Annotated in this window: 29 protein-coding genes and 3 tRNA genes; 20 read left to right on the top strand and 12 right to left on the bottom strand. The window is 56.0% G+C overall.

Translation table 11 applies throughout. The annotated features are described in order from the left end of the window. The first annotated feature begins 166 nt into the window (after positions 1 to 166). Genes ACJ8IN_RS16710 through ACJ8IN_RS16695 form a run of 4 tightly spaced genes read left to right on the top strand, consistent with a single transcriptional unit; the run spans position 167 to position 3,756 of the window. Positions 167 to 1,114, top strand: coding sequence for a 4-hydroxyproline epimerase (locus tag ACJ8IN_RS16710; RefSeq protein WP_033654191.1), 948 nt, complete (start codon positions 167 to 169; stop codon positions 1,112 to 1,114). Further along, positions 1,114 to 2,238 carry an NAD(P)/FAD-dependent oxidoreductase gene (locus ACJ8IN_RS16705; protein ID WP_039566646.1) on the top strand — a complete coding sequence of 375 codons (1,125 nt, stop codon included), beginning with the start codon at positions 1,114 to 1,116 and terminating at the stop codon, positions 2,236 to 2,238. Before ACJ8IN_RS16710 ends, ACJ8IN_RS16705 begins: the two co-directional genes overlap by 1 nt. Beyond that, complete coding sequence (locus ACJ8IN_RS16700; protein ID WP_033637952.1) at positions 2,235 to 2,495, top strand: (2Fe-2S)-binding protein; 261 nt, start codon at positions 2,235 to 2,237, stop codon at positions 2,493 to 2,495. The genes ACJ8IN_RS16705 and ACJ8IN_RS16700 overlap by 4 nt, the downstream gene beginning before the upstream one ends. Continuing rightward, positions 2,488 to 3,756, top strand: coding sequence for an FAD/NAD(P)-binding oxidoreductase (locus tag ACJ8IN_RS16695; RefSeq protein ID WP_308325589.1), 1,269 nt, complete (start codon positions 2,488 to 2,490; stop codon positions 3,754 to 3,756). The genes ACJ8IN_RS16700 and ACJ8IN_RS16695 overlap by 8 nt, the downstream gene beginning before the upstream one ends. Before the next feature lie 41 nt (positions 3,757 to 3,797). Here the strand turns inward: ACJ8IN_RS16695 and ACJ8IN_RS16690 are convergent, their stop codons facing one another. Then, a complete protein-coding gene (locus ACJ8IN_RS16690; RefSeq protein WP_033637955.1) occupies positions 3,798 to 4,157 on the bottom strand; it encodes a hypothetical protein in 360 nt (119 codons plus the stop codon). A gap of 544 nt (positions 4,158 to 4,701) precedes the next feature. Here ACJ8IN_RS16690 and ACJ8IN_RS16685 point away from each other — a divergent pair. Beyond that, positions 4,702 to 5,016 (top strand): hypothetical protein, encoded by a 315-nt coding sequence (locus tag ACJ8IN_RS16685; RefSeq protein WP_033637956.1) that lies wholly within the window; start codon positions 4,702 to 4,704, stop codon positions 5,014 to 5,016. 171 nt (positions 5,017 to 5,187) lie between these two features. After that, entirely contained in the window at positions 5,188 to 5,619 is a 432-nt protein-coding gene (locus ACJ8IN_RS16680) for a hypothetical protein (protein ID WP_033654185.1), read from the top strand. 18 nt (positions 5,620 to 5,637) lie between these two features. On the opposite strand, the gene ACJ8IN_RS16675 is transcribed toward ACJ8IN_RS16680, so the two are convergent. Both ACJ8IN_RS16675 and ACJ8IN_RS16670 read right to left on the bottom strand, forming a co-directional pair. Further along, positions 5,638 to 5,979: a GlpM family protein gene (locus ACJ8IN_RS16675; protein ID WP_033637958.1), complete on the bottom strand. Its 342-nt coding sequence runs from the start codon at positions 5,977 to 5,979 to the stop codon at positions 5,638 to 5,640. A gap of 121 nt (positions 5,980 to 6,100) precedes the next feature. Beyond that, positions 6,101 to 6,325: a DUF2594 family protein gene (locus tag ACJ8IN_RS16670; RefSeq protein WP_004927950.1), complete on the bottom strand. Its 225-nt coding sequence runs from the start codon at positions 6,323 to 6,325 to the stop codon at positions 6,101 to 6,103. Positions 6,326 to 7,028: 703 nt separating this feature from the next. Here ACJ8IN_RS16670 and uvrY point away from each other — a divergent pair. The 6 genes from uvrY (at position 7,029) to ACJ8IN_RS16640 (ending at position 11,181) form a co-directional block, all read left to right on the top strand. Continuing rightward, positions 7,029 to 7,685, top strand: coding sequence for a UvrY/SirA/GacA family response regulator transcription factor (gene uvrY, locus ACJ8IN_RS16665; protein ID WP_004927947.1), 657 nt, complete (start codon positions 7,029 to 7,031; stop codon positions 7,683 to 7,685). Further along, positions 7,678 to 9,510: an excinuclease ABC subunit UvrC gene (uvrC, locus tag ACJ8IN_RS16660; protein ID WP_442519509.1), complete on the top strand. Its 1,833-nt coding sequence runs from the start codon at positions 7,678 to 7,680 to the stop codon at positions 9,508 to 9,510. The genes uvrY and uvrC overlap by 8 nt, the downstream gene beginning before the upstream one ends. 58 nt (positions 9,511 to 9,568) lie before the next feature. Continuing rightward, the gene (pgsA, locus tag ACJ8IN_RS16655; RefSeq protein ID WP_033637960.1) at positions 9,569 to 10,117 is read left to right on the top strand and encodes a CDP-diacylglycerol--glycerol-3-phosphate 3-phosphatidyltransferase; all 549 of its coding nucleotides are present in this window, start codon (positions 9,569 to 9,571) and stop codon (positions 10,115 to 10,117) included. A gap of 144 nt (positions 10,118 to 10,261) precedes the next feature. Then, a tRNA-Gly gene (locus ACJ8IN_RS16650) sits at positions 10,262 to 10,337 on the top strand. A gap of 674 nt (positions 10,338 to 11,011) precedes the next feature. Continuing rightward, positions 11,012 to 11,085: transfer RNA gene (locus tag ACJ8IN_RS16645), tRNA-Cys, on the top strand. Between the two features lie 10 nt (positions 11,086 to 11,095). Next, positions 11,096 to 11,181, top strand: a tRNA-Leu gene (locus ACJ8IN_RS16640). A 143-nt stretch (positions 11,182 to 11,324) separates the two neighbouring features. On the opposite strand, the gene ACJ8IN_RS16635 is transcribed toward ACJ8IN_RS16640, so the two are convergent. The 8 genes from ACJ8IN_RS16635 to ACJ8IN_RS16600 are packed head-to-tail and all read right to left on the bottom strand — an operon-like array spanning position 11,325 to position 16,314. Continuing rightward, positions 11,325 to 12,341, bottom strand: a complete 1,017-nt coding sequence (locus ACJ8IN_RS16635) for a tyrosine-type recombinase/integrase (RefSeq protein WP_308325590.1) — start codon at positions 12,339 to 12,341, stop codon at positions 11,325 to 11,327. Next, positions 12,342 to 12,566 (bottom strand): DUF4224 domain-containing protein, encoded by a 225-nt coding sequence (locus ACJ8IN_RS16630; protein ID WP_060424873.1) that lies wholly within the window; start codon positions 12,564 to 12,566, stop codon positions 12,342 to 12,344. Then, positions 12,523 to 12,732: a hypothetical protein gene (locus ACJ8IN_RS16625; protein ID WP_308325591.1), complete on the bottom strand. Its 210-nt coding sequence runs from the start codon at positions 12,730 to 12,732 to the stop codon at positions 12,523 to 12,525. The genes ACJ8IN_RS16630 and ACJ8IN_RS16625 overlap by 44 nt, the downstream gene beginning before the upstream one ends. A 50-nt stretch (positions 12,733 to 12,782) precedes the next feature. After that, the gene (locus ACJ8IN_RS16620; RefSeq protein ID WP_019454493.1) at positions 12,783 to 12,959 is read right to left on the bottom strand and encodes a hypothetical protein; all 177 of its coding nucleotides are present in this window, start codon (positions 12,957 to 12,959) and stop codon (positions 12,783 to 12,785) included. 41 nt (positions 12,960 to 13,000) lie between these two features. Next, positions 13,001 to 13,501: a siphovirus Gp157 family protein gene (locus ACJ8IN_RS16615; protein WP_308325592.1), complete on the bottom strand. Its 501-nt coding sequence runs from the start codon at positions 13,499 to 13,501 to the stop codon at positions 13,001 to 13,003. Beyond that, complete coding sequence (locus ACJ8IN_RS16610) at positions 13,498 to 15,660, bottom strand: hypothetical protein (RefSeq protein ID WP_308325593.1); 2,163 nt, start codon at positions 15,658 to 15,660, stop codon at positions 13,498 to 13,500. The genes ACJ8IN_RS16615 and ACJ8IN_RS16610 overlap by 4 nt, the downstream gene beginning before the upstream one ends. A 50-nt stretch (positions 15,661 to 15,710) precedes the next feature. Further along, positions 15,711 to 15,977 carry a hypothetical protein gene (locus ACJ8IN_RS16605; protein ID WP_230118403.1) on the bottom strand — a complete coding sequence of 89 codons (267 nt, stop codon included), beginning with the start codon at positions 15,975 to 15,977 and terminating at the stop codon, positions 15,711 to 15,713. 22 nt (positions 15,978 to 15,999) lie between these two features. After that, complete coding sequence (locus tag ACJ8IN_RS16600; RefSeq protein ID WP_308325594.1) at positions 16,000 to 16,314, bottom strand: hypothetical protein; 315 nt, start codon at positions 16,312 to 16,314, stop codon at positions 16,000 to 16,002. 148 nt (positions 16,315 to 16,462) lie between these two features. Between ACJ8IN_RS16600 and ACJ8IN_RS16595 the strand changes: the two genes are divergently transcribed. Next, positions 16,463 to 16,786 (top strand): hypothetical protein, encoded by a 324-nt coding sequence (locus ACJ8IN_RS16595; RefSeq protein ID WP_308325595.1) that lies wholly within the window; start codon positions 16,463 to 16,465, stop codon positions 16,784 to 16,786. A 16-nt stretch (positions 16,787 to 16,802) separates the two neighbouring features. Here ACJ8IN_RS16595 and ACJ8IN_RS16590 read toward each other — a convergent pair whose 3' ends face one another. Next, complete coding sequence (locus ACJ8IN_RS16590; RefSeq protein ID WP_079451881.1) at positions 16,803 to 17,204, bottom strand: helix-turn-helix domain-containing protein; 402 nt, start codon at positions 17,202 to 17,204, stop codon at positions 16,803 to 16,805. A gap of 78 nt (positions 17,205 to 17,282) precedes the next feature. Here ACJ8IN_RS16590 and ACJ8IN_RS16585 point away from each other — a divergent pair, with 78 nt between their 5' ends. The 7 genes from ACJ8IN_RS16585 (at position 17,283) to ACJ8IN_RS16555 (ending at position 21,047) form a co-directional block, all read left to right on the top strand. Next, complete coding sequence (locus ACJ8IN_RS16585) at positions 17,283 to 17,483, top strand: Cro/CI family transcriptional regulator (protein WP_072269387.1); 201 nt, start codon at positions 17,283 to 17,285, stop codon at positions 17,481 to 17,483. Positions 17,484 to 17,544: 61 nt separating this feature from the next. Continuing rightward, positions 17,545 to 17,997, top strand: a complete 453-nt coding sequence (locus ACJ8IN_RS16580) for a toxin YdaT family protein (protein ID WP_301481161.1) — start codon at positions 17,545 to 17,547, stop codon at positions 17,995 to 17,997. Positions 17,998 to 18,020: 23 nt separating this feature from the next. Further along, complete coding sequence (locus tag ACJ8IN_RS16575; protein WP_047568246.1) at positions 18,021 to 18,239, top strand: hypothetical protein; 219 nt, start codon at positions 18,021 to 18,023, stop codon at positions 18,237 to 18,239. 2 nt (positions 18,240 to 18,241) lie between these two features. Continuing rightward, the gene (locus ACJ8IN_RS16570; RefSeq protein ID WP_072270427.1) at positions 18,242 to 18,961 is read left to right on the top strand and encodes a helix-turn-helix domain-containing protein; all 720 of its coding nucleotides are present in this window, start codon (positions 18,242 to 18,244) and stop codon (positions 18,959 to 18,961) included. Further along, positions 18,958 to 20,331 (top strand): replicative DNA helicase, encoded by a 1,374-nt coding sequence (locus ACJ8IN_RS16565; RefSeq protein WP_308325596.1) that lies wholly within the window; start codon positions 18,958 to 18,960, stop codon positions 20,329 to 20,331. Before ACJ8IN_RS16570 ends, ACJ8IN_RS16565 begins: the two co-directional genes overlap by 4 nt. A gap of 44 nt (positions 20,332 to 20,375) precedes the next feature. Further along, complete coding sequence (locus ACJ8IN_RS16560) at positions 20,376 to 20,798, top strand: hypothetical protein (RefSeq protein WP_060433367.1); 423 nt, start codon at positions 20,376 to 20,378, stop codon at positions 20,796 to 20,798. A gap of 3 nt (positions 20,799 to 20,801) precedes the next feature. After that, on the top strand, positions 20,802 to 21,047 hold the full coding sequence (locus tag ACJ8IN_RS16555; protein WP_308325597.1) for a hypothetical protein: 246 nt from the start codon (positions 20,802 to 20,804) through the stop codon (positions 21,045 to 21,047). The last annotated feature ends 349 nt before the right edge of the window (positions 21,048 to 21,396 follow it).

Raw genomic sequence — 21,396 nt, 5'->3', positions numbered from 1 at the left:
GTTATTGTTATGGCATTCGTTAATATCATGCCCGCAACGCGTCAGGCCTGACTTTTGTCACTATGCTGATTTCTTCATTCGCCGTGCCGAAACGCATCAAGCCGTTAAGCCCACATTCGTTCAGGCTAACGCTATTGGTAACATCTCATTAACTCAGGAGACGCCGATGGCACTTTCTGCGCATATCACCGCTTTGCGGGCGATCGATTCTCATACCGGCGGAGAGCCGACCCGCCTGATCGTGGAAGGTTTTCCCGATCTCGGCGCGGGCAGCATGGCGGAACGGCGGGCGCGCTTCGCGCAACATTATGATGATTGGCGCTGCGCGGTGATGCTCGAACCGCGCGGCAATGACGTGCTGGTGGGGGCGTTGCTGTGCCGACCCTGCTCGCCACAGGCCACCGCCGGGGTGATCTTCTTTAACAACAGCGGCTATCTGGGCATGTGCGGGCACGGCACTATCGGGCTGATCGCTTCGCTGGCGCACCTGGGGCGCATCCACGCCGGGCGCCATCTGATAGAAACCCCGGTCGGCCCGGTAAACGCCACGCTGCACGAGGACGGCAGCGTCACGGTAGAGAACGTGGCGGCTTATCGTTACCGCCGCCAGGTGCGGCTTGAGGTGGCGGGTTACGGGCCGGTGACCGGTGACATCGCCTGGGGCGGCAACTGGTTCTTCCTGATCGGCGAGTCGCCGTTGTCCATCGATAAACAAAATCTGGAGGCGTTGACCGCGTTCACCTGGGCGGTGCGGCAGACGTTGGAACAGGCGGGCATTCACGGTGAAGACGGCGGAGCGATAGACCATATCGAACTGTTCGGTGACGATCCGCAGGCCGACAGCCGCAGCTTCGTGCTGTGCCCCGGTAAAGCCTATGATCGTTCCCCGTGCGGCACCGGCACCAGCGCCAAACTGGCGTGTCTGGCGGCGGACGGCAAACTGCCGCCGGACACGCAGTGGCGGCAGGCCAGCGTGATCGGCAGCGAATTCCAGGCCTATTATCGTTGGAACGGCGATCGCATTGCCCCCTTTATTCGCGGGCAGGCCTACGTGTGCGCCGATAGCCAGCTGCTGCTCGACGAACGCGATCCCTTCGTCTGGGGAATACGTTGATGGGTGCCGAGCGGGGAGCCGATGTCATCGTGGTCGGCGCCGGCATCATCGGCGCCGCCTGCGCCTGGCGGTTGGCGCGGGAAGGCTATCGCGTCTCGGTGGTGGACGATCGCCGCGCCGGCGCCACCGCCGCCGGCATGGGGCATCTGGTGTGCATGGACGATAATCCGGCCGAGCTGGCGTTGAGCGCTTATTCGCTGCGGTTATGGCGTGAAGTGACGGGGCGCATGCCGCAAGCGTGTGCCTGGCGCGGCTGCGGAACGCTATGGCTGGCGGATAAAGCGGATGAAATGGCCATCGCCGAGCAAAAGCGGGTGCGGCTGGCGGAGCAGGGCGTGGCCGCGGAATTGCTGACGGCGGAACAGATCGCCGCCATGGAGCCGATGCTGCGGCACGGCCTGGCCGGTGGGCTGCGGGTGCCGGGCGACGGCATTCTGTATGCGCCGCTCGCGGCTCGCTGGCTGTTGGCCGACGGTGGTGCGGCAATCGACGTGGTGCACGGCGAAGCGGCAGCGCTGGAAGAGGGAGCCGTGCGGCTGGCGGACGGCAGACGCCTGGCCGCGCCGGTGGTGCTCCTGGCGTGCGGCCTTGGGGCCAATGGCCTATTGCCGCAGACTTTGCTGTACGCCAAAAAGGGCCATCTGGCGATCACCGATCGCTACCCGCTGCGGGTGCGGCATCAACTGGTGGAGTTGGGGTATGGGGCCAGCGCGCATGCCAGCGACGGCACGTCGGTGGCATTCAATGTGCAGGCACGGCCCACCGGGCAATGGCTGATCGGTTCTTCTCGCCAGTTCGGCGCCGTCGATTCGGCGTTGGACATGCCGCTGTTGGCGGCGATGCTTGCGCGTGCGCAGCATTTCTTGCCCGCACTGGCGCAGATGAACATCATTCGCTGCTGGACCGGGCTGCGCGCCGCCTCCGCCGACGGGCTGCCGCTGTTGGGCGCGCATCCACGGTATTCCTGGCTGTGGCTGGCACTGGGGCACGAGGGATTGGGCGTCACGACCGCCCTCGGCAGCGCTGCGCTGATCGCTGCGCAGATCGGCCGGCAAACGCCGGAGATTGACGATTCCCCGTATTTGGCGGCGCGGGCGTTTGCCGCCGAGGAGCTGCCTGTATGAATGAAAGACAAAACACGATCACGTTGAGCATCGATGGCGAGCACCGGCGGGTGCCGGTTGGTCTCAGCGTTGCTGCGGCGCTCAGCCTGTGCGGCGACGATCGTTGTCGGTTGTCTGTTTCACATCAACCGCGCGCTCCCTTTTGCGGCATGGGCGTTTGTCAGGAATGCCGTGTGACCATTAACGGTCTGCGTCGCCTGGCGTGCCAAACGCTGTGCCAAGCCGGCATGCGCATTGAGAGGAGCGATGATGAGTAACTTAGACTGTGAGGTGCTGATCGTCGGTGCCGGGCCGGCCGGCATGGCGGCGGCGCTGGCCGCGGCGGAAAGCGGTGGCCAGGTGCGAATGATTGATGATAATCCGCATCCCGGCGGGCAAATTTGGCGCGATGGGCCACAGGTGGTTTTGCCTGAAACGGCGAACCGCTATCGGCAGGCGGTGGCGACGAAGGAAAATATTGCGCTGCAGCACGGTTGCAAGCTGGTGGCGCAGTGTGGCGCTAACCGATTGGCATATGAAGACGCCGAAGGCTGCGGCGTGATTCGCTATCAAAAGCTGATTCTGTGCAATGGCGCGCGTGAACTTCTGCTGCCGTTCCCCGGCTGGACGCTGCCGGGGGTGACCGGCGCCGGTGGTCTACAGGCGCAAATCAAGCAAGGGCTGGCTATCCGCGGCGAACGAGTGGCGATAGCCGGCAGCGGGCCGCTGCTGTTGGCGGTGGCGAACAGCGTGAAACAGGCCGGAGGCGAGGTGGTGCTGGTGGCTGAGCAGGCGCCGCTTTGGCGGTTGGCGGCGTTCGCCGGCGGCCTGTGGCGTTGGCCAGGCAAGCTGCGTCAGGCGCTTTCTCTGATGCCGCATCGTTACCGTGCCGGTAGCCGGGTGCAGGCGGCGTTGGGGCAAGAACGTTTAACCGCGGTGCGCGTCAATAACGGCGGGCGGGAAAGAACGATCGCCTGCGACAGGTTGGCCTGCGGTTTTGGTCTGGTGGCGAACATTGAGTTGGCGATGCTGCTGGGGTGTCGGATAGAACACGACGCCGTAGCGGTGGATCATTGGCAGCAAACCAGCCAGGTGCAAATTTTTGCTGCCGGGGAATGTACCGGCATCGGCGGCAGTGAATTGGCGCTCACCGAGGGCGCCATTGCCGGTTATGCTGCCACCGGGCAACGGGAAAAGGCGGATCGCCTGGCGGCGCAGCGGCGGCGATGGCAGCGTTTCGCCACGGCGGCGGCCAGTGCCTTCGCTCTCGATGAGCGCTTGGATTCGCTGGCCAAACCACAAACGCTGCTGTGCCGCTGTGAAGACGTCATGCTGGAACAGGTGCGTCATCAGCCGGATTGGCACACGGCCAAGCTGGGCAGCCGCTGTGGCATGGGGGCATGTCAGGGTAAAGTCTGTGCGACGGCGGCGAGGCAGCTTTTTGGCTGGCCTTTGCCGCCGCCGCGTGTGCCTTTAACGCCGGTCAGAGCGGAAACGTTGGTTGCGCTGGGGCTGCTTGGCGATGACGACGACGGCTGAATGGGGTAGCGGGCATTCCGCACCCGGCAAACGCCGCTATATCACCATTGCGGCCAATAGTAGGTTTTCTCTCGCCAGCCTTTGCCGTACATGCAGGCTTCGATGGTGGCGTCTCGTGCGGACTGATTGCGATCGGTTTGCACTGTTTTAATCGACGGTTCCTTGTCATAGCGGTATCCCGATGGACAGTCTTTCTTATTTTTCTCGCAAGGAATGTATTTGTTTTCGTAGCTGAACTCCACGTCCCGCACTACGTCCGGCGGAAAACGTTCGTAGCCGCGACTGCGGCATTCGGCATATTCGGCATTTCGGGTACTCTCAACCGCGCCGGGCCTTTCCCATTGGGTGCAGGCGGTCAACATCAATAACGGCAAGGCAATCAAACAACGGCAATTCTTCATGGTGTCCCTAACTCTTTCTCTATCCTGAGGCTCGCTGACTAGGAATGTTCCTAACCGGTGAGGTAGGGCAGTGTAATAAACTGGCGCAATAATTGGAAATGATAATGGTTATTGTTTAGGTATGATTGAGGAAGTGCCGCGTTGAGAGAGGATGTGGCGCATTGAGTGAAGTCTGTAGGAAGCGGCGACCTCATGGCGAGGGTAGGCCGATGTGGCGCTGGTTTTATTCATTCTCTTTTTGCCGCAAGGATCCGAGCATCATTGCATCGTTATGAGTAGGGAAATAATATGCAGGCTAAGCATGTTCTTAGCTGGTTTGAATATTATCTTTATTTAGGATATTTACCCATGCCAAGGATTTAATTCCCGGTATTAATACCCTATTTTTTTATTTCTGTTTTTTTAATGGGGTTTTATTTTCGGATTTTATCCAGAAGAGAATTTTTAGTTACAGGGAATTCATTTGCATTTTAATTTTGGATTTTTTAAATTCAGTTCAGAGGCAGGATAACCGTTCGCGACAGCTACAAAAAAGGAGTTTATTTTGTCAGGGATAAAGAAAACGCCTGAAAGTCATGACGGTTTACCTGCACCATCAGAGGATTATGATACTTTTAAGCACCTCTCCGATGTTGGCTCCGTGTTGGGATATGGGCGAACTCGCTTTTATCAGTGGTGCCGTAGCCGCGGATTTCTAACTCCGATGAACGTTCCGTCTCATGAAATGATCGCCCTGGGATATATGGTGGCGGTGTTATCAGAGACCGGCCATACCCGGGTTTACGTCACGCAGGATGGTTTCAGTTACGTCAGTGGCGCTTTTGCTGCAGATATCCAACGTGGCATGATCAAGTTTTAAATCTGCAAGAATCGCCTTTATTTCAATGGCTTTAATGCAGAATCTTCTTATCCCTGCAGGTTCGTGGGAGGAGTGGGAAGTTATCCGATTTTTTCGTCTCTGCGATATGAATGCTACTGGAGACAGCTATTCTCTTGTTACGATAAGCATTATTTTCTTCAGGAGCCAAGGATGAAGCATTACGCCGCGTTGTTATTTGCCTCTGCACTGTTGACGGGATGTGCGACCCAAGCCGTGCCGCCGCAACAGGCTGAGTTGCCCCCCCCAAGCCGTCTGATGCTCTATCAGAATATCCCGGATACGCCTTACGCCACGGTGGTGGTGGTGCGCGACAGCGGAATGCTGGCGGGCAGCTGCCGCACCGGCGTCTATGTGAATGGGGAGTTTGCCGCTTCGCTGGAGGCGAAAGAAAAAGCAGAGTTTCGCGTGCCGCCAGGCAATGTTTCGGTCAGTATCGGGCAAGATATGATCGAGAATCACCTGTGTATTTGGCGTGAGACCGGCGGCAGCATACCGATGACGCTGCGTGCCGGTGAAAGCCGCTATCTGCGTATCGCCGGCGATCGGCAGCGTGGCTTCATTTTGCAGGCGGGGCGACCGTAATCTGCCCTGGCAAGGGCGTTAACGCCCTTGCCACCATCCCCACAGCGTAATGAGTAGCCACGCTGCCGCAATCCAGCACAGTACCGCCGCCCCCAGAGCCAACGACAGCCGCAGACTGTTGATCAGGAAATACAGCGAGATCAAATACACCAGGTAGGGTAGCACCGCCCACATGCCAAAAATCAGCGTGGTTTTCAGCGCCGCAATGGAACGCTCGTTGCCGACAATGTAATGCGCAATCAGGGCGAAAGTGGGAAAGAGCGGGACTAAACCGGCGATATAATAGTTGCGCGTTTTGGCCAACAGGCCGATCAGAACCACGACCAGCGCGCCGATCAGCGCTTTGACAAGGATGGCCATAACGGTCTCGGGTGTGGGGGAAAGTCAACACACTGCCCGAAAGCACGTGCAAGATCAATGGGGTGTGGCGTAGCGTGGTGAAAAGCAGACCCACAAGAAGTGCGGGTCTGGGGCGCAACGCTTACTGACGGTAAGCGTGCTTGATTTGCTGAATGCTGTTCTTGAAGATTTCTGCCTGGGTCGGATCTTCAATCTGGGCGATGAAACGTTCCATGTTGATGATGACTTTCCCGGCGTCGGCCTGGCCGATCGACTTCAAGATCAGCGTCAGCGTAGCTTTGAGGCACGCAACCTCGGTCGCCAAGATTTCCGGGTTTGCAGACGTAGTGAAATCAACGTTGCTCATTTTCTCTCCTGATTTTTTGAGGCCGTAGCCTGATACAAGCTGCTTTGGCACGCCGCGCGCGGGCTAAACGTTGCCCCGCGCGCAGCGGCGAATTTAACTGGGCGCGGAGTATAGCATAGCATGCGTCCGTCATCTGCACCGGGCTTGCTCCGGTCATGCGGGTGGGCAACGTTCGCTCATTGCCATGCTGAATCATCCGCTGTCGGCCAGTTATTTCGAGGTGGTTAACAAGTATTTGTCCGGCACGTTATTGTTGAACAATGGGGGGGATTATAATTATTTGGGCGGGGAACACCGATTTTACCGGCGTTTGCCGGGAATAATAGTTTCGAACGCGGGTTGCCAAACCCACGTTGGCGGCGGATTTTGTTACGCCTTTAAATATCAAATGATTACAAACAGCCAATGGCCGTGTTAATATTATGCATGTCGCGATTGCTTACACAGATTTCTCACGCGCAACATGATTGTCGCGCTATCCTGTGTTTGGTGCAGCGCCGCGCAATTATTTTCGTCGTCCGATCTTTTCCAACGTGACGATTTATCGGCGGCATAGACGGCTAAAATTGAAAAATCAGCTCTGCTCCGCAAAGTTATTCGAAAGTATGTATTAATCTGTGTTCATTCTTGTCTGAAAAACAAGTAATATCTCTGGCGAAAACAGAGGCCGATTGCGTTACTCCCTTTTTTTGGAGATTTTTCCTTGATTAGCGTTCTTCTTGTTGATGACCACGAACTGGTGCGCGCAGGGATACGACGCATTCTTGAAGATATCAAAGGTATAAAAGTTGTCGGTGAGGCTCAGTGCGGTGAAGACGCCGTAAAATGGTGCCGTGGCAACGCTGTCGATATCGTGCTGATGGACATGAATATGCCGGGCATTGGCGGGCTGGAAGCCACGCGCAAGATTGTGCGTTATGCACCCGACGTCAAAGTCATCATGTTGACCATCCATACTGAAAATCCTTTGCCCGCGAAGGTGATGCAGGCGGGTGCCGCCGGTTACCTGAGCAAGGGCGCCGCGCCGCAGGAAGTGATTAACGCCTTGCGTTCCGTGCATGCGGGGCAGCGCTATATCGCGTCTGATATCGCCCAGCAGATGGCCCTGAGTCAGCTGGAGCCGCAGGCTGAAACGCCGTTCAGCTGCCTGTCTGAACGCGAGTTACAGATCATGTTGATGATCACCAAAGGCAAAAAGGTGAATGAGATCTCGGAGCAACTGAGTCTCAGCCCGAAAACGGTGAACAGCTACCGTTACCGCATGTTCAGCAAACTGAATATCAGCGGCGACGTCGAATTGACTCACCTGGCCATCCGACATGGATTGTTCAATGCGGAGACGTTGTTAAGCAGTGAATGACCGTTTTGATGCCAAAGCCTTCCTGAGTACCGTCACCAGCCAGCCCGGCGTCTACCGTATGTACGACGCCACGGGTACGGTGATCTACGTCGGTAAAGCCAAAGACCTGAAAAAGCGTCTCGCCAGCTATTTTCGGCAGCAGGTCAGCAGCCGTAAAACCGAGACGCTGGTTAAAAATATCGCGCAAATAGACATAACGGTTACCCATACCGAAACAGAAGCGCTGCTGTTGGAACATAACTACATTAAATTGTACCAACCGCGATATAATGTTCTTTTGCGAGACGATAAATCTTACCCGCTGATTTTTCTCAGTGCGGATACCCATCCCCGTTTGGCGGTGCACCGCGGCGCCAAACACGCCAAGGGCGAATATTTCGGGCCTTTTCCCAACTCTTACGCCGTACGCGAAACGCTGGCGCTGCTGCAGAAGCTGTTCCCGATCCGCCAGTGCGAAAACAGCGTATATCGCAACCGGTCGCGCCCGTGCCTGCAGTATCAGATCGGCCGCTGTCTGGGGCCTTGTGTTGCCGGCCTGGTGAGCGAAGAAGAATACCGGCAGCAGGTGGACTATGTACGGCTGTTTCTTTCGGGCAAAGATCAGCAGGTATTGCACCAGCTGATTGCGCGTATGGAAGAAGCCAGCAAACTGCTTAATTTCGAAGAGGCGGCGCGCATTCGCGATCAAATTCAGGCCGTGCGCCGCGTCACCGAGCGGCAGTTCGTGTCGGGCGACAGCGACGATCTGGACGTGATCGGCGTGGCGTTCGATGCCGGTATGGCGTGCCTGCACGTGCTGTTCATCCGTCAGGGCAAGGTGCTGGGCAGCCGCAGCTATTTCCCTAAAGTGCCGGGCGGCACGGATATGGGCGAAGTGGTGCAGACCTTTGTCGGTCAGTTCTATCTGCAGGGCAGCCAGGCGCGCACGCTGCCCGGTGAGATCCTGCTGGATTTCAGCCTGCCGGAAAAAGACCTGCTCGCGGAGTCGCTCTCCGAGTTGGCGGGGCGCAAGATCCAAATTCAAAGCAAACCGCGCGGCGACCGCGCCCGTTATCTGAAGCTGGCGCGTACAAACGCGGCAACGGCGTTGACCACCAAGCTTTCGCAACAGTCGACTATTCATCAGCGGCTGGCGGAATTGGCCAAGGTGCTGAACCTGACGGAAATCAACCGCATGGAGTGCTTCGATATCAGCCACACTATGGGCGAACAGACCGTGGCTTCGTGCGTGGTGTTCGACGGTAACGGCCCGGTGCGAGCGGAGTATCGGCGCTACAATATCAGCGGCATCACTCCCGGCGATGACTACGCGGCGATGACGCAGGTGCTGAAGCGCCGTTACGGCAAGGCGCTGGAAGAGAAAAAGATCCCGGATGTCATCTTTATCGACGGCGGTAAAGGGCAGCTCGGCATGGCGATCGAGGTCTTCAAATCGCTGAACGTCACCTGGGACAAGAATAAGCCGCTGCTGATTGGCATCGCCAAAGGCGCCGATCGCAAGGCCGGATTGGAAACGTTGTTCTTCGTGCCGGAAGGCGAGGGGATTTCGCTGCCGCCGGATTCGCCGGCGCTGCATGTGATCCAACACATCCGCGACGATTCGCACAATCATGCGATTACCGGCCACCGGCAGAGAAGGGCGAAAGTCAGAAATACCAGCGCATTGGAGCTGATTGAAGGCGTAGGGCCGAAACGGCGCCAGGTGCTGTTGAAGTATATGGGCGGACTGCAACCTTTGTTGAACGCCAGCGTGGAGGAAATTGCAAAAGTGCCGGGTATTTCACAAGCATTGGCAGAAAAGATCTACAATGCATTGAAACACTGAGGGCAATGTAGCAACATACTCTTAATTTCCACTCTAGCCAGATAGTTACCGTAGCATTATGCAATTGAATATACCGACTTGGCTTACCCTGTTTCGCGTAGTTCTGATCCCATTCTTTGTGCTGGCGTTTTATCTGCCGTTCAACTGGGCTCCGATGGTTTGCGCCGTTATCTTTGTGTTCGCCGCCGTCACCGACTGGTTTGACGGCTTTCTGGCACGCCGCTGGAAACAAACGACGCGCTTCGGGGCGTTTTTGGATCCGGTCGCGGACAAAGTGATGGTGGCGGTGGCACTGGTGCTGGTGGCGGAGCACTACCACAGCTGGTGGATCACGCTGCCGGCAGCCACCATGATCGCCCGTGAAATCATCATTTCGTCGCTGCGCGAGTGGATGGCGGAAATTGGCAAGCGCAGCAGCGTGGCGGTATCCTGGATCGGCAAAGTGAAAACCATGGCGCAGATGATGTCGCTGGTGGGTTTGCTGTGGCGGCCGGATCGCTCCGTAGAGTATGTGGCGATTGGCTTGCTGTATATCGCGGCGGTGCTGACTTTCTGGTCGATGTTCCAATATTTGAAAGCGGCGCGCAACGATCTGCTGGAACCGTGATCGATACGCTGCAAAAATCGGCAAACGATCGTGATGAGCCAACAATTTTATTGACTCATCACGTCAGGCAAGTAGAATGCATCGCATCAGACGACAACGATGAATTGCCGAAAGATAGCAAATAAATCAGTCAGTTCTGGTAATGCGGGAATAGCTCAGTTGGTAGAGCGCAACCTTGCCAAGGTTGAGGTCGCGAGTTCGAGCCTCGTTTCCCGCTCCAAACATTAGCCTGTTGAATCCCCGTGATTCGGCAGGTAAGCGAAAAGGGGCTTCGGCCCCTTTTTCGTTTTCTATTCCTTTGCCGTCCGGTGAAACCCTTCTTCATCCTGCTACCTCGATTATTGCCACTATATCTGCTGTCGTTTTCATACCCCAGGATGCATCCGTTGCATGGTGCAATCAGGCACATTTGATTGGGCGCCGTACGGTGTACAATCTGACGTCAGTCTCCAGCCTTGCAGTTGTGTTGGCCGTTCGGGGCAGCGGCACCGGAGATTCATGATAATGTTATGCCTGATATCCCATCACCATAAGCAAGTGAAAAGCCGCAGAGGGCGCGGGTAAGCGATTCCTGCCGAGAAAAAAGATCCGATTTGCCCGTGAATCCCTGCACCGATGCATATAAAATCAACATTCCGCTTGCCTTTCCGTTGGCATTGTGAACAGTGCGCCCACAAAATAAGCAGTTGAAAGCGTTAGAGAACTTTTTGCTATTTCGGGGGGTTGCCAAGGTGGGGGGTTTAGTCCATAATGCAGTCCATCGATTCGGCGGTAACGAAATAAATTACTTAAGAATCAGATGATTAAGATAAGCGATTTCAACATCGCCGATCAAAAGAACAAAACGAAGTGGGTGAATTACCGGCTTTGGCCTGAAAAGGCAAACAGAATAAAGGCGCGTTAACAAAGCGGTTATGTAGCGGATTGCAAATCCGTCCAGTCCGGTTCGACTCCGGAACGCGCCTCCAACTTTCCCGAGCCCGGGTGGTGAAATCGGTAGACACAAGGGATTTAAAATCCCTCGGCTTATGGCTGTGCGGGTTCAAGTCCCGCCCCGGGTACCAGGGAACAAAAATACCGAATAATCAAAGCAATAAGTAGTAATGTCGTAACCGCCGAGAGGCGGTTTTTTTGTGCTTTAAATCACCTTTCAGAACATCTTCAGAATATGCTTTCAGAAGATAAACCCCGAAAGCAGCATACTTATTCATCCTTTCTGATTGCCCACCACTGGCACGATCTTCACTTTTCGATCGTAAATTGCCGTCTGGCTCGCGTTTTTGTGGCCTGATATCGCCTGCTTATCCGTCAGTGAACCGTCCAGATCAGAAATACCTTTCGCTTTCAGGTCGTGGTACGTGAAGTCGAAATCCATATCGGGATTTGCGGCAATTGCCGCCAGCTTTGCATTGCGCCACTGGGTATTAAATCCATCGCGCGTGTAGCGGTTGCCGTTACGCTGGTGGATCACGTACACGCTGGAAATTCCGTCTTTGATCGGCAACGTGTCGGCCAACGTTACCGCGGCACGTAGTCGGTCTGACCAGGCCTTGATCTGCTTGGCGCCGGTCTTGCCCTGGCGGATAAAGATCCCAGGCTCTAGGATCTGCGAACGACTTAACGCAAGTACGTCAGCCTGCCGGGCGCAGCACAGATAGGCGATCTCCATTGCAACCTTCACAGTATCAGGGGCGACCGCATAAACTGCATCGTACTCAGCATCGGTGATATAGCGCTCGCGAGACTTCTCCTTAAATTGCCTCACCCCTTTACAGGGATTTCCTTTCACATATCCGCGCTCGTAGCTCCAACCGAATACCCTCGACATGAAGGTTTTTTCGCGGTTAGCCTGAGTTTTACTTTTAAGCCCTCGCTTATCCATGTACTTTCTTATGTGCTCCGGCTTTATGTTGATCGGATCCATCTTCCCAAATACAGGCATTACCTTTTTTGCATATTTCTGATAATCCTTCTGGGAGTCGAAGGCTAAATCGGTAAATTCAGCAGAGCTTAGGAACCTATCAGCCAAAGTTTTGAACGTTACCTTATCCTCTTTTTGACTGGTAAATTTTTCGTATGCCACCCAGACGGCGGACTGCTTCGCATCAAGAGGGCAGAGCCTTATAGTTCTGCCGTCCGGGTGCTTGAACTCATAGGCGGATCGGCCGCGCGATACTCTAGACGGCATCCAATTGTCCGCGGGGTTTTTGCGCTTGCCGGCCATTTACATCGCCTCGAAATCTGGTTCTTCCGCCACAGGTTTTGGCGGTTCGTTACGATATTTTACGGGGTTAAGGAAATGCCCCCATGTTGTTTTTGGGTGACCGTCAGGGCGTTCAATAAAAAATATCCCGGCCCGGCGGAGAGCGTCACATTGTTTCGACTTGTAATGGTGACCGGTCAACTCAATCATCTCTTCTTTCGTAATTATGTCGTGGTCGTTTCGCATGGTCTTTCCTCGGTTTCAGCAATTGGGCGATTGCGTCGTCGGTCACACGACACGCCCGGGTGATATCGTCATCGCTCAGCGTCGCTTTTCTGACGCTGGCAGACAGCCGGCCGATCTTGATGTCGAAATCAGAGAGTAGGCGGGCGCCTGGTTGCCATGGTTGCATTGCTGTTCCCCGTTATGTGGTTTCCAACAATGCAAACATGGAGGTGGTGGTTATTTCTGATTTGGCGTAATCGGTTTTTTAAACGCCTGTTTCTCGCGCTTCAGACGTTCGGTGTTCGGGAAGTCAAAAACCAGCTCACTACGGCTTTCGGCCCAGATGGTGCCGATTGTGCCGTCGGAGAGCTGCACGCGCACGGCGTCGCCTTTGGCCAGGTACATTCTCAGCATGGTGAATCCTCAGTATTGGCCCCGTTGCCGGGGCCGGGTGATTACCGCACCTGCAGCGATGGCTCGCCGATTTCGATATGCGCGCCTTTGACTTCCACGCCGTTCTCGATTGCCTCTTTGATGGCTTTCTTGTCCGGCGCTACCACCGTTTGCACCGTCACAAGTTCATCCGGCAGCAGGTCGGCATTGTCGACCACCACGCTGGCGGAGCCTTTGCGCGCCGTGAAGGTGTTCGCCGTGGTTTTAATGGAGTCCTGGCCGCTGGCCAGCAGGCACGCCAGCACATACTTGCGGATCGACTTTGCGCGGTTCTCGAATGACTTTTTACGGTCGGTCAGGCGTTTGATTTCCGCCGCCAGAGTGTCGGCTTGCCCCTCAATATTGCGAACGTGGATAAAGGCGGCGTCCAGCTTGTCACCCAGCGCTCCCTCGATTCCTTCCAGTGTGTCGGCGATCATCTCCGGCGTCAGATCGTCGGAGGCTTCGATCAGTTCGTGAAACTTGGCGTAATCAGCGGCCAGTGCAATGGCGGTAGTGCTCATGATGCTTTCTCCTCGGACAATGCGGCGATACGTTCATCTTTCAGTGCGGTGAGGCGGCGCAGGCGGCCGGCCAGGTATTGGGCAAACTCTTTATCGCCTTTTCCGTCGGCGGCCTTGCGATGGGCTTCAATCTCACGGGCGACAGAACCGTGAACCTTGGTTGCTTCATTCGCCGTAACCGCGCCTTTGAGGGTCTCGGCCACTTTCGCCAGATGCTCGTCCAGCCCTTCACGCATACGGGTTACGCCTTCGGCTTTCTCGCTGGCGTTCTTGAGCGCGAATTCTGCATCGTTCTCTTGGCGGTAGGTCAGATCGTCGTACAGGCCGAGGAACACGTCGGCGGAGAAGCCGAGTTGTGACAGAGCTTTTTTGGTGGCGTCGGTGAGAGACTTTTTCGGCGCTTCACCGTCGCTGAGTGGCCCGTTTTTGCTCTTGTAAACGTATGGCGTGCAGCCATAAGCGATCACCTCGCCAGTCTTACCGCTGTGCTTGTACCACAGGCGGATTTTCACGGTGTGGTTTACCTCACACAGATAACCGCCGGCGCCGTTCGGGATGATCTCTTGAATAAAGCTCCCGTTCTGCTGCTTTACCGATCGCATGATTGGAGCGCCGTTATCGAAACGCTCTTCGATGATTTCTACACCCCAGTTAATGCCCTGCGGCCCGAATACTTTGGTGGCCTGCATCACCATGTAGGTGCCGTTGATCGATGTTCCGCCGCCGTTATTGCTGAATGCCTTGGTAAACTTGGCATCGGTCTTATAAACGCGGTTCCAAATGCCGAGGTTGTCGCCATCTTCTGCTGATTGTTCAGAGATTACCTGCTCAACCTGCTCAACCTGCGCGGCGCGCTGCTGGAAATCGTCTGCTTTCAGTTGCTGCGCCAGAGCTTCGGCTCGGTCGGCGTTTTCTTCCGCCTGCTGCAGTTGCGGGGATTTCTCCGCTGGCGCGTTGGCGTAAACGCTATAGCCCATCTGATCCAGTTGCTGCTTGGCCTGCGCCGCTGCTGCGTCGGTAATCTGCTGCTGCGCTACTTCCGTTTTTTCACCCTGATTTGAGGCGGCAGATTGCGCCGTGTCTGGATCCGCATGCTGCTGCTCACTGCTGCCGATCAGACCTTCGATAGAGAAGCGGCCGCCGCCGAGATTTTCCACTGATACCGGTGGTGGGTTCTTGCCGTAGGAGTCCAGCTCTGGGCATGCAGTGTGACCAGCGAGGCACGATTTCACGAAGTGCAGGCGTTCGGCGTCGTCGCTGATCAGCTTGAGATTTTTCAGGCCATCGGAAATGATGCTGTGGCGCACGTCGGTTTCGACGTTGAGAATGCCGACGATCACCCGCAGCGTTTTGTCCCACGCGCGCCAGGCGTTATCGCGGTTTGCGATAATCTCTTTGGCGTTCTTCACGTCGGCCGCCTTCGCTTCTGCAGGATTAACGCCCATGACCGATAACGCCGTGTGCATGCTCAGCGTGTTGTAGTCGGCCGCGCCGCCGGTATTGTCGGTGCCGGTGCCGGTGCCGGTGCCGGTGCTGTTCTGCGTGAGGTTTTCGCGATCGTCTGGCTTGTCGACCCAGGCCTGTGCGAATGCGGTGGTGGCTTCTTCGGTCGGCATGGCAGTAGTGTTTTGGAACAGCGCTGAAACCAACTTATAGACGGATGCGGGGTACATGGCACCGACAGCGGGAACGGATACAAGCCCGTCGATCACCGCGCGCATGCCGGTATCATCTGGCGTTTCCTCGTCATTGAGCAAATCCACAACCAGCGATAACTGGCTATCATCGATCTCGGCATCACCGTACATCACAACGGCGGCGATCCGAACGTTGGCAGGCTGCGCCATCAGGTCGATAGGGCCGGCCGGCACTTCCGGCTCTGGCTCTTTTGGCGTCCACGCGTTGCCGTCAAACACGTTCTCAGCGGCAAACTTTTCATCGAACTGACCGACGGCCGGGCGAGGGTGGCCGGTCTGATCTTCGACGGTTTTCGGGTTGAAGAAGTTGTCGCCGCCCTCCGGGTAGGCTTCGTACAGTTTTCCGGTGGCGATGCTTTCGGCCGCGTGCTTGTTTGGCGCTTCCAACGCGATCACCAGCGGCACGGCGCCGTTAACCTGGGCCTTTTTCTTAGGCTCAAAAAGTGAAATGTAGATAGGCATTTTTGGTCTTTCCTCTGCTAAAAACGGCGCTGGTCAGGCGCCGGGGTGGGTTAAAACTTCTCGCGCGCTACGGCTTTCACGTTGTCGCAATACCAGCTGTAAAGCTCACGCTGGCGCTGCTGCAGGGTGTCAGGCGTCGCCATCATTACGGCCATCAGCAGGCGGTCGCGGGTGTCGGCGGCGTTGCCGTCGATGTAGGTGAAAACCTCGATCGCCTCGTCGGAATAGCCGTGCGTCGCCGCGGCTTCGAACTGATCGCGCTGGCTTGCTGGATCGACTCCATACCACAGCACCAGCTCGGATTTCAGGTTATCCATTTCGATATCCATGGCCACGCCCTCAGTACGGGAGTTCGTCGGCGTCGACAGGGCAGTGCTCAATGCAAAGCAGCTGCTGCACCTGATCGTCGATCTCGGCTATGCGTTTGTAAGTGGCGTCGGCCAGACGGGCTTTTTCCAGCTGCAACGCCTCAACCTGTTTCCCGATGATGTCGATTGGCTCAGGCTGGTTAACGTCGATGTGGATTTGGCGGGTTTCCAGCAGAACATAACCACGGAATGACGTCATATCAGCGGTGGCAACCGCGAATCCTTCGATCAGTGGGAAGGTTGTTGCATGGATAAACAGCGTGACGGGTATCTGTAGTGCTTTCATAGCGACTCCTGATATAATCGGAGCTGATCAGTAGCTCCATGGGTTATTGGTCTTTCCTCGATACAGGGTTGGTCCCCTGTATCATTCCCGGTTGCTTTGGTCGGCGCCGGGGTAAAAGAACCCGCTTCGGCGGGTTTTTTTACGTCTGGTGGTTGCCGGTCTTTCCCGGCTGTCAGGCTGGTCAGGCCGCTGGTCTTTCCTCAATTTGCTGGGTGAAAAAATTGCCCCGGCGCGCGGGGCGAAAGACTACACACAGCAATGTCTTTCGGGTTGTGGTGGCCGAGAACAACGCCCCGAAGTTACGACCACCACGTTTAAATCCTTTGCCGCGTATCGCCCGGCTGGCGGAACATTTCTGAACAACCGCTGCAGGGTTAGTGCGCTGTTGATGGAAATTAGCTTAACTAAAGGTAAGTTATTGGTCAATGAAAATTACTTGCAAAAAGTTAAGTTTCTGCATCACGTGGAGTAACTGACTGATATTTAGATTATTTTTTCTTTGAGTTTTTTCTTGCAGTCAAAAGCTCTTCAAAAAGAGCATTGAAGTCGTTGACCTTGGCCTCTAGATCAGCCAGGTGACGATCTTTCTCTGATTCAGGAAGAGAATCAAATAGTTCGATGAGCTTTGTTTGTCGCTCGTCAAGCTCTACAGGCAGCTGATCGGCAGGGAGTGGGGTTTGATCTTCATCACCGTAAAGCAACCAGGTAGGAGTACAGCGTAGAGCCTTAGACAACAGAAAAAGGTTTTTGCCTTTCGGTTCAGTGTCTCCGTTCTCCCATTTAAAAACTGTGACGTGAGAAACCTTCACAGCGTCAGCTAGTCGCTGCTGTGAAATGTCCAGTTCTGTCCTGCGCATCTTCATGCGGTCGCTTAATGAGGTCATTTTCATCCAGTTACTATAAATTAATTTGACTTAGCTTTTGTTAAGTTGTAATTTTCAAACAAATGTTAATCATGGGAGGCAAGAATGCTTACTGAAGACGCAGTTAAATTCTTCGGAAATAAAACCAAACTCGCTGAAGCCGCGGGCGTTTCGCAGGCTTCAGTATCGCGCTGGGGGAAGCAAATTCCCGAACGACGCGCCGCTCGTTTAGATCGCTTAACTGATGGTGAGCTGTCTTACGACCCCGCGGCATACCAGCACCCGAAATCAACGGATGCAGCTTAACAACCAACCCCACCGAAATCCGATTAAGCAAAATTGGTTTTCGAGCGACAGGAGACGCGAAGTGGAAAACATCGAGAAACTGAAAAACGAGATCGTGAACTGGGCGGCGGAGCAGGGGCAGGAACACGTTGCCATCGAGATCACCCGCGCATGGTTCCAGCTCGGCGCCGACGGCGGTCGGGTTCGGCTGTATCCGATCGAGGATAAAACCGGCGCCGCCGACTGGCGGGCGATCAACACCAACCGGCAGGCGATATTTCGCCACATGCGCAGCGAGTCGAAAGCCGCGCGTGAGAAGGTGCTGGAACTGGCCGACGCCATGCTAGCCGCACTGCCGGCGGAACGGCGCGCCCGGCTGGCAGGCCCGACTCAGCAGTATTTGCTTTCGGTGGCCATCCGTGAATTTGCCGCCGCGATTATCGCAATTCTGCTCGGCGCCTGCGACACGCCGCAGCGCATTGCCGGCGCACTTGTCGCCCTGCAGGAAACCCAGCGCCTGACCAGCGCCGCGTAAAACTTTGTACCGAGGAAAGACCAATGCAAGCCAACCACATCACATACCGGAACGGCTGGCGCCTGAATGGCATGCCCGCCGACGCCGCAGAAATCAGACCGATCTTTGAAGATCGCCAGGCTGCCGCGCATGCCGTCTGGGAACAATACGAGCAGGGCAAGGCCGCGCTGCGTGAAGAAAACTTATCGCCGGAGCAGTACCAGGACGCGTGCCGCCAGCTTGCAGACTCGCTGGGGATCTGATCATGAGCATGGAAATGATGGTGCAGGCCATGAAAATCAAAGTCGGCAACCCGCTGCGTAAACTTGTGCTGCTGAAACTGGCCGACAATGCCAATGATCAGGGGGAGTGCTGGCCAGCGGTTCAGTACATCGCCGAGCAGTGCGAAATCTCCAAGCGCTCCGCCCAAAATCACATTCAGCAGCTGGTCAAAGATGGCCTGGTGCGCATCGAAGAGCGCAAAGCAGAGAACGGCCTGAATCGCTCAAATATCTACCACTTAGTGCTGAATAAATATGGTGCAGATGCTGCACCCTATGGTGCAAATCCTGCACCCATGGGTGCATCTGCTGCAGGGGGGAGGGTGCAGGAGCTGCACCCAGAATCAGTCAGTTTAGAACCAGTCATTGAACCAATACCCCCTAACCCCCAGGAGGGGGACGACGCTGGCGCGCCAGATAAGTCAAAAATTAAATATCAGGACGTGGCTGATGCCTACAACGAAATCCTGGGTGATCGTCTGCCGAAGGTGCAGGAGCTGAACGACAAGCGCAAACGCCAAATCAAGCGCCTGCTGGGCGAACTGCATGAGCCAACTCTGGACGCGGTTAAAGCCTACCTCGAGACGTTTGCTGACACTGCTGGGCCGTTTTACTTCGGCGATAACAACCGCGGCTGGCGCGCCGGATTCGATTACCTGCTCCGCTCCGAAGTGCTGGTTAAAACCCGCGAGGGTTCGCTATGACTCCGCAGGAGATGGAAGCGACCGTGCTGAGCGGCCTGCTGGTTGGCGGCGCCACACCTGATGCACTGGACGTAATTGCCACCATGCCCGAGGACGCTTTCAGCATCCGGTTTTACCGCGAGGCATACCGGGAAATTAAAAAACAGGCGCTGACGCACGGGGTGATCGACGTGGTGCTGATCAGCGAATCACTCGGCGGCGATAGCCTGGCGTCGCTGGTGCAAATCAGCCGCATGCCCGGCACGCTGGCCAACCTGAAAGGCTTCGCATCGCTGGCAACCAAGGGGTGGCGCAGCCGCCAGATGGCCACGCTGCTGCAGGACGGCGCCGACAGCATCCGCAGCGCCAGAAACCAAGAACAGCGCGACGCCGCGATCCAGTCGTCAGTAACCAAGCTGATCGAAATGTCTGCCGATACCGGCGGCGTGGTGCCGGTGCACCTGGGCGAACTGCTGGGCGGTTACATGGACTTGATGGATCGCCGAATGAAGGGCGACGCCGAAATGCGCAACCTGTACAGCGGCATTGCCGAGCTGGACGCGATTACCGGCGGCTGGAACCCGCAGGATCTGATCGTGGTCGCCGGCCGCCCGGGCATGGGTAAAACCGAATTCGCGTTGAAGGTGATCGAGGGCGCTACGCGCGACGGTGGCGGGGCGCTGATTTTCAGCATGGAAATGGCGGCGCTGCAGATGGTAGAGCGCTCAGTCGCCGGGGCCGGAAACCTATCCGTGTCGAAGCTGCGCAAGCCGGAATCGCTGTGCGACGAGGATTGGGGCCGGATACACACGGCGCTTGAGGTGCTCAATAACCGCGATATCTGGATCGTCGATGCGACCGACCTGAACGTTGACCAGATCCGCGCAATCACCGAAACCCACAAACGCCGCTACCCGCACCTGGCTGTCGCCATGGTCGATTATCTGGGCCTGATCGCCAAGCCCAAAGCAGAGCGTAATGATCTGGCCATGGGCCATATTTCCCGCAGCCTGAAAACCATGGCCATGCGGAGCAAAACGCCGGTGCTGGCGCTGAGCCAGTTATCGCGGAAAGTTGATGATCGCCCGGTCACCGCCCGTCGGCCGACAATGTCCGACCTCAGCGAATCCGGCAAGGTTGAGCAGGACGCCGACAGCATCGTGTTGCTGTACCGCGACGGGGTTTATAACCCGGACGGCTCGGCGGCGCGCTATGCAGAAATCATCGTTGGTAAAAACCGATTCGGCCCCGGCGGTACGGTTTACCAGGAGTTTAAAAACGGCCACTTCGTCGATTGCGACCAGGTAGTGGCGCAGGAAGCAACTCGCATCCAGAAGGAGGCGCAGCAACCCAAACCGAAAGAACGACGTTACGCGACAAAGCCATTTTAACCGGCGCCTGACCAGCGCTTGAACGACCAAGACGAGGAAAGACCATGAGCACTATCAACGAAATGATCCGCGATAAGCGGTTTGTGATGGATGACGGCTGTGATCACCTGCCGGCCATCATGGACAGAATCAACCAGGCGGCTCGCGCCCGTTCCCGCGCGCCGTACTGCCCACCTCCGAAACCCCAGCGCGTCGCCCGGCCGGCAGCCGAGTCTGGCCCGATCGTCAAAATAGGTGACCGTATCAGCTACGGCCGCCGGGTGATGACCGGTATCTACGAACTGCAGCGCTTGGGACGCTCTCCCGAAAGCATCGCGCTGATGCTCCGCATGCCACTCGATCGAGTGCTGCACATCCTGAAGCCTATAACGGCCGTACGCCGCGAAATACAGAAAAGCGTGGCAAGTGGGTTACCCCCACGTGAAAAAGACGTCATGCGTCGTCTGGCGGCCGAATCGAGGGCATAAACCATGGCCGGGCAATCGGACTATCTACCGCCCGGTCTGCCATTCAATCGAGGCGCATGGACGCAGGAACAACGCGATTTAGAGCAGTTTGACCTGCGCTCCTGTGGCTTGGTCCGCGATTTATTCGCGAGGAAGATCACCCGCACCACGGTGCTGGTGGCGATTGAAGAGGCGCCGGAGCAATACCGGGAACATTTCAGAGCGCGCCTGAATTACTGGCGTGATCGCAGAGAGGGGAAGGGGCAGTGATACATTTGAAAGATGCTCTAGATCGTAATTTTTAACAAACACGAAAGCGATGGTTTTTTCATCTTAGTTATTGATGCAGTAGGGGGGCGATGTGGGTGGTAGCTCACACAGATACAATCATCTAATCCTGTGGACAAACAAGTTTTTTGATGTAAAACTCAAGCTAGTTAAACAAAAAAATGTCTAAATGGAGTGTGTATGATTAAGTGGTATAGGTTTAAAAACTTCTACTCCTTCAAAGACGAGACTGTTGTAGATCTGACTTTAAAATCAAACTCTTCAGAGTCAAGTTTTGATGTAGATGTTAATAATTCGAGGGTAAGCAAAATCTTAGCTGTTCTGGGTTCTA

Origin of the sequence: Serratia sp. CY31944, from assembly GCF_052169175.1 — a bacterium.
Taxonomy (GTDB): Bacteria; Pseudomonadota; Gammaproteobacteria; order Enterobacterales; family Enterobacteriaceae; genus Serratia; species Serratia sarumanii.
This window is presented reverse-complemented; position numbering and strand designations above follow the sequence as displayed.